Consider the following 12,533-nt stretch of genomic DNA (forward strand, 5'->3'; position numbering starts at 1 on the left):
CCGCCATGCTGCAGATGCTCGAAAAAACCGTCGCCCACAACGGGCTCGTCGCGTCGTTCGCGCTGGTCGGCCTGATCATGTGGCTGTCGTCGATCGCGTCGCGCAAGCTCACGTTCGGCCGCGTGCACGGCTCGGCGATCGCGATCGTCATCGGTCTCGTGCTCGCCTACGTCGGCGGCGGATTCACCGGCGGCGAGAAGGGGCTGGCCGACGTCAAGCTGTTCGCCGGCATCGGCCTGATGGGCGGCGCGATGCTGCGCGATTTCGCGATCGTCGCGACCGCGTTCGAAGTGCAGCCGACCGAGGCGCGCAAGGCCGGGCTCGTCGGCGTCGTGTCGCTGCTGCTCGGCACCGTGCTGCCGTTCATCGTCGGCGCCTGCATCGCGCGCGCATTCGGCTACACCGACGCGGTCAGCATGACGACGATCGGCGCGGGCGCCGTCACCTACATCGTCGGGCCCGTCACCGGCGCGGCGATCGGCGCGAGTTCCGACGTGATCGCGCTCAGCATCGCGACCGGGCTCGTGAAGGCGATCATCGTGATGGTCGGCACGCCGGTCGCGGCCAACTTCATGGGCCTGAAGACGCCGCGCTCCGCGATGATCTTCGGCGGGCTGGCCGGCACCGTCAGCGGCGTGAGCGCGGGCCTTGCCGCGACGGATCGCCGGCTCGTCCCGTACGGCGCGCTGGTCGCCACGTTCCATACCGGCATCGGCTGCCTGCTCGGGCCGTCGCTGCTGTTCTTCACGACGCGCGCGCTGGTCGGCGGGTAGGGCGATGCGACGCGGTCCGCGTGCGGGCCGCCCATCCATCGCGGCGTCCTCTGAGTCGCATTCTGCAACTTCATCAATCGACAGCGGCGCCAGGCTTAGAATGCCGCTGAACCCTCGAAGCGGAGAACTGTTCATGACGGGATGGAATCACGCGCGGCAGGCGCGCGATGCACGCCTCGCGGCCGGCGCGGCTTACGCGCAAGGCAAGCGGGTCGATGCGCGCGACACCGTCGCGCTGCTCGAAGCGGTGCTGCGGCCCGGCGACCGCGTGTGCCTCGAAGGCGACAACCAGAAGCAGGCCGACCTGCTCGCGACGGCGCTCGCCGACGTCGACAGCGCGAAGATCCACGACCTGCACATGGTGCAGTCGGGCGTCGTGCTGCCCGAGCATCTCGACGTGTTCGAGCGCGGCATCGCGAAGCGGCTCGACTTCGCGTATTCGGGCCCGCAGTCGCAACGCATCGCGAAGCTGCTGTTCGGCGGCAAGATCGCGCTCGGCGCGGTGCATACCTATCTCGAACTGTTCGCCCGCTACTTCATCGACCTCACGCCGCAAGTCGCGCTGATCGCGGCCGTGAGCGCCGACGCCGACGGCAACCTGTACACGGGCCCGAACACCGAGGACACGCCGACCGTCGTCGAGGCCACCGCCTTCAAGGACGGCATCGTGATCGCGCAGGTCGACCGCATCGTCGACAAGGTGCCGCGCGTCGACATCCCCGGCGATCGCGTGCATTTCGTCGTCGAGGCCGGCCGGCCGTTCTACGTCGAGCCGCTGTTCACGCGCGATCCGGCCGCGATCACCGAAACGCAGATCCTCACCGCGATGCTCGCGATCAAGGGCATCTACGAGCCGTACGGGATCAGGCGCCTGAACCACGGGATCGGCTTCAACACGGCCGCGATCGAGCTGCTGCTGCCGACCTACGGCGAAAAGCTCGGGCTGAAGGGCAAGGTCTGCACGCACTGGGCGCTCAACCCGCATCCGACGCTGATTCCCGCGATCGAATCGGGCTGGGTCGAGCAGATCCACTGCTTCGGTTCCGAGGTCGGGATGGACGACTACATCCGCGCGCGCTCCGACGTGTGGTTCACGGGCCCCGACGGGTCGCTGCGCTCGAACCGCGCGTTCTGCCAGACGGCCGGCCTCTATGCGTGCGACATGTTCATCGGCTCGACGCTGCAGATCGACCTGTCCGGCCACTCGTCGACGGTCACGGCCGAGCGGATCGCCGGCTTCGGCGGCGCGCCGAACATGGGCAGCGACGCGCGCGGCCGGCGCCATCCGAGCGAGCCGTGGCTGAAGGCCGGCGCGGAAGCCGACCCCGACACGCCGGCGGCGCTGCGGCGCGGCCGCAAGCTGGTCGTGCAGATCGGCGAGACGTTCGGCGACAAGAACGTGCCGATGTTCGTCGAGAAGCTCGACGCGCTGAAGCTCGCGGACAAGCTGCAGCTCGACCTCGCGCCGATCATGGTCTATGGCGACGACGTCACGCACATCGTCACCGAGGAAGGGATCGCGAACCTGCTGATGTGCCGCGACAAGGACGAACGCGAGCACGCGATCCGCGGCGTCGCCGGCTATACCGACGTCGGCCGCGGCCGCGACCGGAAGATGGTCGAGCGGCTGCGCGAGCGCGGCGTGATCCGCCGCCCGGAGGATCTCGGCATCGATCCGCTCGACGCCGACCGCCGCTGGCTCGCCGCGCGGTCGATCAAGGATCTGGTGCACTGGTCGGGCGGGCTCTATGCGCCGCCGGCCCGGTTCCGCAACTGGTGAGGAAGAGGGCATGGAACAGTTGAACTATCGCTTCACCGCGCGCGAACGCGCGAAGGGCGAGCAGGCCGCGGCGCTCGTCGGCGTGGTCGCGTCCGGCAATCTCGAGGTGCTCGTCGAGCGCGTGCTGCCGGGCAACGAATGCGAGATCGACATCCGCACCGCGGCCGTCGGTTTCGGCGCGGTCTGGCAGGCGGTCGTATCGGATTTCGTCGAACGGCGTACGCCGGGCGGCCTGAAGCTGTCGATCAACGACGGCGGCGCGCGGCCCGACATGGTGTCGCTGCGGCTCGCGCAGGCCGTGCGCGCGATCGAGGGGGACGCACGATGAGCGACGTGATCCACGACGCACCGGCGTTCGTCGCGAACGCGGCGAGCTGGTACGAAGCGTCCGCGCGACAGCGCATCGACGGGCTGCTCGACGCAGGCAGTTTCACGGAATTCCTCGGGCCGGCCGAGCGCGTGACGAGCCCGCACCTGCCGCTGTTCGCGCTGCCGCAGCAGTTCGACGACGGGATGGTGGTCGGGCACGGCCGGCTCGACGGCCGGCCCGTGTTCGTCGCCGCGCAGGAGGGCCGTTTCATGGGCGGCGCGTTCGGCGAAGTGCACGGCGCGAAACTCACCGGGTTGCTGCGCGCCGCGCGCGAAGTCGGCAAGCCGGTGCTGATCCTGTTCGATACGGGCGGCGTGCGGCTGCAGGAAGCGAATGCGGGCGAGCTCGCGATCGCCGAGATCATGCGCGCGCTCGTCGACGCGCGGGCCGCCGGCGTGCCGGTGATCGGGCTGATCGGCGGGCGCGCGGGCTGCTACGGCGGCGGCGGATTGCTCGCCGCGTGCTGTTCGGCGCTCGCGGTGTCGGAGCAGGGGCGCATCAGCGTGTCGGGTCCCGAAGTGATCGAGACCAATCGCGGCGTCGAGGAATTCGACTCGAAGGATCGCGCGCTGATCTGGCGCACGATGGGTGGCAAGCATCGGCGCTTGATCGGCGGCGCCGATCGCTACGTGGCCGATACGCCGGACGCGTTTCGCGCGGCCGCGCTCGATCTGATCGGCCGCGCGCCGACGTTCGATGCGGCGATGCTGCGCGCGGAACAGGCGCGTCTCGAAGCGCGGGTCGAACGGTTCGGCGGCTGCAACGATGCGCTCGACGTGTGGCGTGCGCTCGGGGCCGGTCGGCCCGAAGCGATTCCCGGAATGTCCGACGATGAATTCGCGAAGCTGGCCGATCAACTGCAGGAGCCCCAGCATGACGCTCGATGAAGTACTGAACTCGCTGTTTCCCGCCGGCCATTCGATTGCGCGCAATGGCGGCTTGCTGACGGGCCACGCGGCATTGGCCGGCACGCGCGTCGACGTGATCGGCGTGGCCGACCGCCTGCCGTTCGGCATCGACGAGGCGCTGACGCTCGCGTCGTGCGTGCTCGACACGATCGCGCGTGGCGGCGACACGCCGATCCTCGTGCTGGTCGACAGCGACAGCCAGCGGATGAGCAAGCGTGACGAACTGCTCGGCCTGAACGAAGGGCTGTCGCATCTCGCGAAGTGCCTGATGCATGCGGATCTCGCCGGGCACCGGACGATCGGCGTGCTGTACGGCCACACGGCCGCCGGCGCGTTCATCGCGACCGCGCTCGCGACGCGCACGCTGCTCGCGGTGCCGGGCGCCGAGCCGGAGGTGATGGACCTGCCGTCGATGTCGCGCGTGACCAAGCTGCCGATCGACGTGCTGAAGGAGATGGCGCGTTCGACACCGGTATTCGCGCCGGGGCTCGACAACCTCGTGAAGATGGGCGCCGTCGACGCCGTGCTCGATCCGTCCCGCGCGCTCGACGCGCAGGTCGGCGAATGGCTCGGCAAGCCGGCCGAGCGCATCGACCGGCGCGCGGCGCGCGGCCGGCCGGTCGCGACCGACGTCGCCGCCCGCGTCGAGGCACTCGCGCGTGCCGCACGCTGAGCTGCCGCTGCGCCGCCACACGCTCGTCACGCTGACGGCGGCCGGGTGGGGCGCGGCATTCGCCCGCGACCCCGCGCTCGCGGGTGATCCGCTCGTGCGTGCATGGGCCGAACGCGGCTGGCCGCTGATCGTGCGTCGCGCGTCGCCGGATGAAGCCGATGCCGGCCGCGTGCCGCTCGGCCTGCCGTTGCCGCCGTCGGCGGGCAAGCGGCGCATCGTGCTGAACGCGGCCGCCGACGCGCTCGCGACGATCGGCCCGCTGCCGACCTTGACGGACGTACTCGCCGCCGCGCCCGCGGCATGGCATGCGCCGCTGCACGAGCTCGCGGCGCTCGGTGCACGCTGCGGCGTGCAGGGTCGCGTGTTCGGTAGCCTCGCCTGGCAGGCGCTGACGGGCGAGCCTTACCTCGGCGCCTCGTCCGATCTCGACATCGTGTTTCCGCTGCCGGATTCCGCATCGCTCGCCCCGTTGCTCGACGGCCTCGCGGCGATCGACGCGCGTGCACCGATGCGCATCGACGGCGAACTGCTGCGCGCCGACGGCGCGGGCGTCAACTGGCGCGAACTGCACGCGCGGTTGCCCGAAGTCGCGGTGAAGACCGCGATTGCGGTCGAATTGATGCGCGCCGACGCCTTCACCGGAGGCCCGCGATGACCGCACGGGCTGCCTGCCGCGTAGCGGCGCCGTCCGATGCCGAACGCATCGCGGCGCTGGCCGAGCGCAGCCTCGTGCTCGAGATCGACACCTATCCGAAGCCGGGCCTCGTCAGCCACGTCGACACCGGCAGTCACACGGACATGGATGCCGCGACGTTCGCGCGCAGCGCCGCCGTGCTGCAGCCGTACTTCGCGGAACTCGCCGACGCGGGCGCGCGCGACGCCGACATGGCCGTACTGCGCAAGATCGGCCTGCGCGCCGAGCACGCGATGCTCGCCGCGACCGGCGGCGTCAATACGCATCGCGGCGCGATCTTCGGGCTCGGGCTGCTGTGCGCGGCCGCCGGCCGGTGCGCGATGCCGGGCGCGGTGCCGGCCGGGACGACGCTTGGCGCGTTCGTGTCGCGCCGGTGGGGCGTCGAGATCCTCGGCGGCCCGCGTTTGCCGGACAGCCACGGCGAGCGCGCGAGCCGGCGCTACGGTGTCGGCGGTGCGCGTCGTGAGGCGGCCGACGGCTTTCCGACCGTGTACGCGGTCGGATTGCCGGCGCTGCGCCGCGCCCGGCGCGACCTGCCGGACGATCCGGAAGCCGCGCGGGTCGCCGCGTGTTTCGCGCTGATCGCCGCGCTCGACGACACGAATCTGCTGCACCGGGGCGGGCAGGACGGCCTCGATTTCGCCCGCGCGACTGCCCGTGCGTTCGTCGCGTGCGGCGGCGTGCGGGCGCGCAACTGGCGGCTGCGCGCGACGGCCGCGCATCGTGCGTTCGTGGCGCGCCGGCTGAGCCCGGGCGGGGCGGCCGACCTGCTCGCGATGAGCGTGTTCGTCGATGCGCTCGAAGCCGAACGGGACGCGCGATGACGCTGGCCATCCTGTGCTCGGGCCAAGGCGCGCAGCGCGCCGACATGTTCGACCTCACCGGGTCGGCGCCGCAGGCCGATGCACTGTTCGCGCATGCGGGCCGGCTGCTCGGCGACGATCCGCGCATGTGGGTCCGGCAGGCCGGGCCCGATGCGCTGCGGGACAACCGTGCCGCGCAGATCCTCTGCACGGTCCAGGCACTCGCGGCGGCCGCGCTGCTCGACGCGGTGTGGCCGCGCCGACGCTGTGTCGCCGGCTACAGCGTCGGCGAGGTCGGCTCGTGGAGCGTCGCGGGGATGATCGGGCCGCACGACGCGCTCGACCTGGCCGATGCGCGGGCGCGCGCGATGGATGCCGCGAGCGGCGGCGACGAGCGGATGGTGTTCGTGCGCGGCCTGACGCGCGTGCAACTGGCGCAGTTGTGCGACGGTCGCGACGCGGCCATCGCGATCGCGAACCCCGGCGATGCGTTCGTGGTCGCCGGGCGGCATGCCGATGTCGATGCCGTGGCCGACGACGCGCAGCGCGCCGGCGCGCTGCGCGTCGCGCCCGTCTGCGTGCGGATCGCGTCGCACACGCGCCGGCTGGCCGCCGCCGTGCCGGCATTCCGCGCGACGCTGGCCGCGACGCGCGTGCGCCGGCCGCCGCCCGGCACGCGGCTGTTCTCGGGAATCGACGGCGCGTCGGTGCTCGATGTCGATACGGGCCTCGACAAGCTCGCGCGGCAGATCGCGGAGCCGGTCGAGTGGGCAGCGTGCCTCGCCGCGTGCGTGGAGGCCGGCGCCACCGCGTTTCTCGAACTCGGCCCGGGGCGCGCGCTGGCCGAGATGGCGGGCGGCGCGTATCCCGCGTTGCCGGCGCGCAGCCTCGCGGATTTCCGTTCGGTCGACGGCGTGACGAGTTGGCTCGCGCGCGTCGCAGCGGGCTGATCGAGCGGGTGAAACCGGCGTGAAACCCGGTCGCCGCGCCCTTGTTTTGCCCGGTGTGTTGCGCCGGCGCAGCAGCGTCGCAGCCGCCCCTTGTCACGCGAATTGGCGCCGCTACAATGGCGCCCGCCATGAGACCAGCCGCCTTCTTTCTCGCCGCGCTTTGCTGCACGACGAGCGTCCACGCCAGCCAGATTCCGTCCGACGCCGCATCGGTCGGCACGTACTTTTCGTATGACAACGCGGCGGCCGACGCGACCGTCGATCTGATCGAACAGGCCCAGCGCCGCGTGCTGCTGGCCGGCTATGCGCAGGTGCCGCCGGCCGTCGCGAGCGCGCTGCGCGCGGCCCGCGCGCGGGGGATCGAGGTACGCGTCGTGCTGGTGCGCCCGCCGCGCGCGGGGAAGTACAGCGGCGCCGGTTATCTCAAATCCGCCGGTATCGACGTCGCGATCGATTCGCGGCATGGCGGCCCCGCGTCGCGCTTCTTGATCGTCGACGACAGCGTCGCGCTGACGACGCTGTCCGACGGCGCGGCCGCGCAGGCCGACACGGTGAACGTGTTCCGGCGCGCGCCCGAACTCGCGCAGTCCTACGCGCAGTCGTTCTGGCGGCTGTACCGGCAGGCCGGCGGCCTCTGACCCTTTCCTGCGGCGCCTTGTGCGCCGGTATGACCCTGCTTGCATCGGCGCGACCGATGAACCATCCTCGTTGACAGGCGCCGACGCGGCTTTCGCTCGTCCGGTGCAACGGCAGGGAGCCGATCGTGACCGAAAGCAGTTTTGCCGATCGCGCCGATGCCGGCCGCCAACTGGCCGATGCGTTGCGCGAATACGCGGGGCGAAGCGATGTCGTCGTGCTCGCGTTGCCGCGCGGCGGCGTGCCCGTCGCGTATCCGGTCGCATGCGCGCTGCGCGCGCCGCTCGACGTGCTGGTCGTGCGCAAGCTCGGCGTGCCGTTCGATCCCGAGCTCGCGATGGGCGCGATCGCGACGGGCGGCGCGACGCATCTGCAACGGTCGGTGATCCGCGCGATGGACGTATCCGATGCGCAACTCGCCGACGTGATCGCGCGCGAGACGGCCGAACTGCAACGCCGCGAAGCGCTGTACCGCGGCGCGGTGCCGCCGCTGGCGGTGGACGGACGCATCGCGATCGTCGTCGACGACGGCGTCGCGACCGGCGCATCGATGCGCGTTGCGCTGCAGGCGCTGCGCGAGCGCCACCCGGCGCGCATCGTCGCGGCGGTGCCGGTCGCGCCGGCGGCCGCGGCGCATGCGTTCGACGGGCTGGCCGATGCGTTCGTCACGGTGTCGCAGCCGCTGCGGTTCTTCGGGATCAGCCAGTTCTACGCGCGCTTCGAGCAGACGAGCGACGACGAGGTGCGCGCGCTGCTCGACGCGGCCCGTCCCTGACGCGCCATCAGTTTCGCGTGGTCCGGCGCGGGCGCGGTCGGCCGGCTTCCGCCGCCGCGAACACGCGCTGCAGCGCCGGATGGACGTTGCCGTGCCAGCGCGGCCCCGTAAACAACCCGTAGTGATCGCAATCGTCGATGTCGACGCGATGGCGCTCGTCGGTCGACAGGCCGCTGCACAGCTCGAGCGCCGCATGCGTCTGGCCGGCGCCGGTAACCGCGTCGCGGGCGCCTTCGACGGTCAGCAGCGCGACGTCGCGCAGCGCCGCCGGGTCGACGCGCCGGCCGTGCACGCGCCACGCACCGGTCGCGAGCAACATGCGCTGGAACACGACGTCGACCGTGTCGAGAAAATAGTCGGCCGGCATGTCGAGCAGCGCCGTGTATTCGCGCAGCGCACGCCGCGCGTCGGCAAGCCCGGTCATGTCGAAGCGGGAAGCCGCCAGCGCGTAGGTCTCGATCAGCGTCAGGAAGCGTTGCGGATACAGGAGCGCGATCTCGCCCTGTTGCAGATAGGTCGGAAACACGTGGCGGCCGTGCCCCGCGAAGCCGGGCGGCACGATGTCGATCAGGTGGCGCCGGCACCAGTCGAGCGAATGGGCGGCGGCCGCGGCGCCGAGCGCGCTCGGGTTCAGGCGGGCATCGATCGGACCGCCGATCAGCGTGATACTCGCGGGCGGCGCAAGGCCGCGCGCGGCGCGCAGCGCGAGTGCGCCGAGTGCCGGTACGGTCGCCTGGCATACGGCGACGACGTGTAGCGGCCGATCGTCGTGCTGGAGGGTGCTGACGAAGCCGTCGAGCATCGCGACGTATTCGTCGAGCCCGAAACGGCCTGCCGCGAGCGGCACGTCGCGCGCATTGCGCCAGTCGGTCACGCAGACGTCGCCATCGGCGAGCAGCGTTTCGGCGGTTTCGCGCATCATCACGGCCGCGTGCCCGACGAGCGGCGCGCACAGCAGCACCGTGCGGTGCGCATCGGCGTGCGCGAAGCGCCGCAGGTCGCAAAACGGGGTGTGCGCGACGATCTGCTCGCTGACGGCAGGCCACGCGAGGTCGAAGCCCGGCGGCGCGGCCTGCGGCCCGAGCAGCGGTTCGAACAGGTCGTCGTAGCACGATGACGCGGCGTGCGGCAGCGACGCTGCGGGCCATGCGTCGAACGCGTAGCGCGTCGCCGCGCGCCATGCGCGCATCCATTCCCGCTGCTGCTCGACGACGGCATACCACATGGCGGACCCTGGGGCGGAAGAAGCGTGAATCTCCATTATGGTCACAGTGGCCGGGCAGCGGGAGCCCGGTGCGCGGCCGGCTGATGCACATCAAGCGCACGGGCACGCTAGGCATTGCCGCGCGCCGCTGCTACAGTCGTCAGTCCCATTCCCTCGAAGCGGAGCGTTCGCGATGAAGCTGATCGGCATGCTGGATTCCCCGTTCGTGCGCCGCGTCGCCATTTCGGCGAAGCTGCTCGACCTGCCGTTCGAACACGAGTCGATCTCGGTGTTCCGTCATCTCGAGCGGTTCAGGACGCTCAACCCGGCCGTCAAGGCGCCGACGCTCGTGACCGACGGCGGCGCGACGCTGCTCGATTCGTCGCTGATCGTCGACTATCTCGACCACCTGGCCGCGCCGGAGCGGCGCCTGCTGCCCGACGCCGTCGAGGCCCGGCTGCGCGCGCTGGTGCCGATCGGGTTCGCGCTGGCCGCGGCCGAGAAAACCGTGCAGGTCGTCTACGAGCAGGCGCTGCGCCCGTCGGACAAGCAGCACGAACCGTGGGTCGATCGCGTGCTGAGCCAGCTCGAAGGGGCATACGGCGCGCTGGAACCACTGGTCGCGGCTACCCGCGGCTGGTTCGGCGGTGCGCGATTGCTGCAGTCGGACGTGACCGTCGCGGTGGCGTGGCGCTTCACGCAGTTCATGGCGGCCGACTATCCGGTGCTCGCGCGGATCGATCCGGCCCGTTATCCGGCGCTCGCCGCGCATTCCGCGCGGGCGGAAGCGCTGCCGGCCTTCGTCGACACGCCGCTCGTCTAGGCTTCGAAGCGGGGCGCCGGGCTGTCGCACGCCGCTGTCGGCGGCCGCGCGGCCTTGTCCGGCAAGCCGCGGCCGATTGTTCTCAACGGCTGACAAGTGACTTCGCATTCGCGCTGTTTATCCGGACCCGACCGATCCCTAGAATCCACTCCATCAAATCACGCATTGCCAGATGGAGCCGATGATGAAAGCCCTGATCGAATCGAGCCTGTACCACCCGTCCGTCGTGTTGCCGCTTGCCGCGCTGACGCAACTGATGGTCGAGCGCGATTTCAATCTCGGCCAGGTCGGGTTGATCATGGCCACGCGCGGTGCCCAGGCGGCGGTGTCGCGCTCGCGTGCGCTGATCTTCTGCCGCCATTGCGAAGCGCGCGCGTGAAGGCATCCGCATCGGAAGGATGAAAAAAAGCCCGGCCGGCGCAAGCCGGTCGGGCGGATCGGTTTCGATCGAGCCCCGGCTTCGGCCGGGGCTTTTTCATGGGGTGACGCTCACGCGCGGGCGGGAGTCGCGACGCCGTAGATTTCCTGTTCGTCGTCCTCCTCGCGCAACTGGAGCGCGAGCTGGTGTGCTTCGCGGCGCGTCGCGACGGCGGGCGGCGAGCCCTTCAGCGGCTGGCGCGCGGTTTCGGCGAGTGCGACGACCGACACGATGCCGATCAACGCGGCACCCATCATGTAGTACGCGGGCATCATCAGGTTGTGCGTCACGTCGACGAGCCACGCGGTGACCAGCGGCGTCGTGCCGCCGAACAGCGACACCGACACGTTGAAGCCGATCGCGAGCGCGCCGTAGCGGATCTCGGTCGGGAACAGCGCGGGCAGCGCCGACGGCATCACGCCGGTGAAGCACGACAGCAGCACGCCGAGGATCAGCAGACCGCCGAACACCGACGCGGTGGTGCCCGCATGGATCAGCATCAGCGACGGGATCGACAGCGCCAGCAGGCCCACGCAGCCGGCGAGCATCACCGGCTTGCGGCCGACCTTGTCCGACAGGCGGCCGGCGTACAGCGTCATCGGCATCATCAGCACCATCACGATCAGCACCAGCACGAGGCTGTGCGATTCGTCGAAGTGCAGCGTCGACGACATGAAGCTCGGCAGGTACGACAGCACCATGTAGTCGGTCACGTTGAAGATCAGCACGAGGCCCACGCACAGCAGCAGTGCACGCCAGTTGCGCAGCAGCGTTTCGCGGAAGCGCGCCTTCGGCACGGCCTTGTCCTGCGCTTCGCGCTCTTCGGCCTGGCGCTTGAACGCGGGCGTTTCCTCGAGCTTCATCCGGATGTAGAGACCGATCAGGCCGAGCGGGCCGGCGATCAGGAACGGCACGCGCCAGCCCCACGACAGCAGCGCTTCCTGCGACAGCGACGCGGTGAGCAGCGCGACGACGCCCGCGCCCAGCACATAGCCGATCAGCGTGCCGAACTCCAGGAAGCTGCCCATGAAACCACGGCGCTTGTCGGTCGAGAACTCGGCGATGAAGGTCGCCGCGCCGCCGTATTCGCCGCCGGTCGAGAAGCCCTGCACGAGGCGGGCGACGAGCAACAGGACCGGGGCCATGATGCCGATCGACGCATAGCTCGGAATCAGGCCGATCGCGAAGGTGCCGACGGCCATCATGATCATCGTCGCGGCGAGCACGCGCTGGCGGCCGATGCGGTCGCCGAGCGGGCCGAACACCATGCCGCCGAGCGGGCGCACGAGGAACGCGGCCGCGAACGTGCCGAAGGTCGCGAGCAGCTGCGCGGACGGGCTGCTGGACGGGAAGAACACCTTGCCGAGCGTGACGGCGATATAGCTGTAGACGCCGAAGTCGAACCATTCCATCGCGTTACCGATGGCCATCGCGCTGACGGCGCGCTTGAGCAGGCTCTGGTCGACGACGGTGATGTCGTCCGCGGCGAGCGGGGCCTCGCCGGACGACGAAGCGGGGGAAGAGACAGCGGTCGGGCTGACGTGTGTTGCGGTCAAGGTCATGCACTCCTTTGACAGCGCCGGAACGGGCGGGCCGTCCGACACGGTTTGCCGGCGAGCGCGGCGTCGTGTGCTGCGCGTCGGGGCAGACCATTAAGCACTTACTGCACAGGGGGCAGTAACGGGCTGCAAGGGGCTGCTTCGACGCGGGCCCGGTGGGCCGTCGC

14 protein-coding genes are annotated in these 12,533 nt (G+C 70.8%); 12 read left to right on the forward strand and 2 right to left on the reverse strand.

Features of this window, described 5'->3' with window-relative positions; genetic code table 11:
- The first annotated feature begins 5 nt into the window (after nucleotides 1-5).
- The 10 genes from madM to H0X95_RS06385 all read left to right on the forward strand — a co-directional run bounded on the left by madM (nucleotide 6) and on the right by H0X95_RS06385 (nucleotide 8,362).
- On the forward strand, nucleotides 6-773 hold the full coding sequence (gene madM / locus H0X95_RS06340; RefSeq protein WP_059721247.1) for a malonate transporter subunit MadM: 768 nt from the start codon (nucleotides 6-8) through the stop codon (nucleotides 771-773).
- Nucleotides 774-906: 133 nt separating this feature from the next.
- Entirely contained in the window at nucleotides 907-2,553 is a 1,647-nt protein-coding gene (gene mdcA, locus H0X95_RS06345; RefSeq protein WP_062911442.1) for a malonate decarboxylase subunit alpha, read from the forward strand.
- A 10-nt stretch (nucleotides 2,554-2,563) separates the two neighbouring features.
- Nucleotides 2,564-2,881, forward strand: coding sequence for a malonate decarboxylase acyl carrier protein (mdcC, locus tag H0X95_RS06350; RefSeq protein ID WP_034200771.1), 318 nt, complete (start codon nucleotides 2,564-2,566; stop codon nucleotides 2,879-2,881).
- Nucleotides 2,878-3,810 (forward strand): biotin-independent malonate decarboxylase subunit beta, encoded by a 933-nt coding sequence (locus H0X95_RS06355; RefSeq protein ID WP_062910850.1) that lies wholly within the window; start codon nucleotides 2,878-2,880, stop codon nucleotides 3,808-3,810. Before mdcC ends, H0X95_RS06355 begins: the two co-directional genes overlap by 4 nt.
- Nucleotides 3,797-4,504, forward strand: coding sequence for a biotin-independent malonate decarboxylase subunit gamma (gene mdcE / locus H0X95_RS06360; RefSeq protein ID WP_006485321.1), 708 nt, complete (start codon nucleotides 3,797-3,799; stop codon nucleotides 4,502-4,504). The genes H0X95_RS06355 and mdcE overlap by 14 nt, the downstream gene beginning before the upstream one ends.
- Entirely contained in the window at nucleotides 4,491-5,159 is a 669-nt protein-coding gene (gene mdcG, locus H0X95_RS06365; RefSeq protein WP_062910849.1) for a malonate decarboxylase holo-[acyl-carrier-protein] synthase, read from the forward strand. Before mdcE ends, mdcG begins: the two co-directional genes overlap by 14 nt.
- Nucleotides 5,156-6,022, forward strand: a complete 867-nt coding sequence (mdcB, locus tag H0X95_RS06370) for a triphosphoribosyl-dephospho-CoA synthase MdcB (protein WP_062884634.1) — start codon at nucleotides 5,156-5,158, stop codon at nucleotides 6,020-6,022. The genes mdcG and mdcB overlap by 4 nt, the downstream gene beginning before the upstream one ends.
- Nucleotides 6,019-6,951 carry an acyltransferase domain-containing protein gene (locus H0X95_RS06375; RefSeq protein WP_196433124.1) on the forward strand — a complete coding sequence of 311 codons (933 nt, stop codon included), beginning with the start codon at nucleotides 6,019-6,021 and terminating at the stop codon, nucleotides 6,949-6,951. The genes mdcB and H0X95_RS06375 overlap by 4 nt, the downstream gene beginning before the upstream one ends.
- A 116-nt stretch (nucleotides 6,952-7,067) precedes the next feature.
- Nucleotides 7,068-7,589: a phospholipase D-like domain-containing protein gene (locus tag H0X95_RS06380; RefSeq protein ID WP_034200766.1), complete on the forward strand. Its 522-nt coding sequence runs from the start codon at nucleotides 7,068-7,070 to the stop codon at nucleotides 7,587-7,589.
- A 125-nt stretch (nucleotides 7,590-7,714) separates the two neighbouring features.
- Nucleotides 7,715-8,362 (forward strand): phosphoribosyltransferase, encoded by a 648-nt coding sequence (locus tag H0X95_RS06385; protein WP_058901313.1) that lies wholly within the window; start codon nucleotides 7,715-7,717, stop codon nucleotides 8,360-8,362.
- 7 nt (nucleotides 8,363-8,369) lie between these two features.
- On the opposite strand, the gene H0X95_RS06390 is transcribed toward H0X95_RS06385, so the two are convergent.
- Nucleotides 8,370-9,587, reverse strand: coding sequence for an esterase (locus H0X95_RS06390; RefSeq protein ID WP_048989191.1), 1,218 nt, complete (start codon nucleotides 9,585-9,587; stop codon nucleotides 8,370-8,372).
- A 172-nt stretch (nucleotides 9,588-9,759) separates the two neighbouring features.
- On the opposite strand from H0X95_RS06390, the gene H0X95_RS06395 reads away from it, so the two are divergent.
- Both H0X95_RS06395 and H0X95_RS06400 read left to right on the forward strand, forming a co-directional pair.
- The gene (locus tag H0X95_RS06395; protein WP_006491322.1) at nucleotides 9,760-10,389 is read left to right on the forward strand and encodes a glutathione S-transferase family protein; all 630 of its coding nucleotides are present in this window, start codon (nucleotides 9,760-9,762) and stop codon (nucleotides 10,387-10,389) included.
- A 172-nt stretch (nucleotides 10,390-10,561) separates the two neighbouring features.
- Nucleotides 10,562-10,768: a hypothetical protein gene (locus H0X95_RS06400; protein WP_006491323.1), complete on the forward strand. Its 207-nt coding sequence runs from the start codon at nucleotides 10,562-10,564 to the stop codon at nucleotides 10,766-10,768.
- 110 nt (nucleotides 10,769-10,878) lie between these two features.
- Here the strand turns inward: H0X95_RS06400 and proP are convergent, their stop codons facing one another.
- Nucleotides 10,879-12,369 carry a glycine betaine/L-proline transporter ProP gene (gene proP, locus H0X95_RS06405; protein ID WP_058901314.1) on the reverse strand — a complete coding sequence of 497 codons (1,491 nt, stop codon included), beginning with the start codon at nucleotides 12,367-12,369 and terminating at the stop codon, nucleotides 10,879-10,881.
- Nucleotides 12,370-12,533: the final 164 nt, after the last annotated feature.

This window comes from Burkholderia sp. 9779_493, from assembly GCF_015712215.1.
GTDB classification, from domain to species: domain Bacteria; phylum Pseudomonadota; class Gammaproteobacteria; order Burkholderiales; family Burkholderiaceae; genus Burkholderia; species Burkholderia cenocepacia.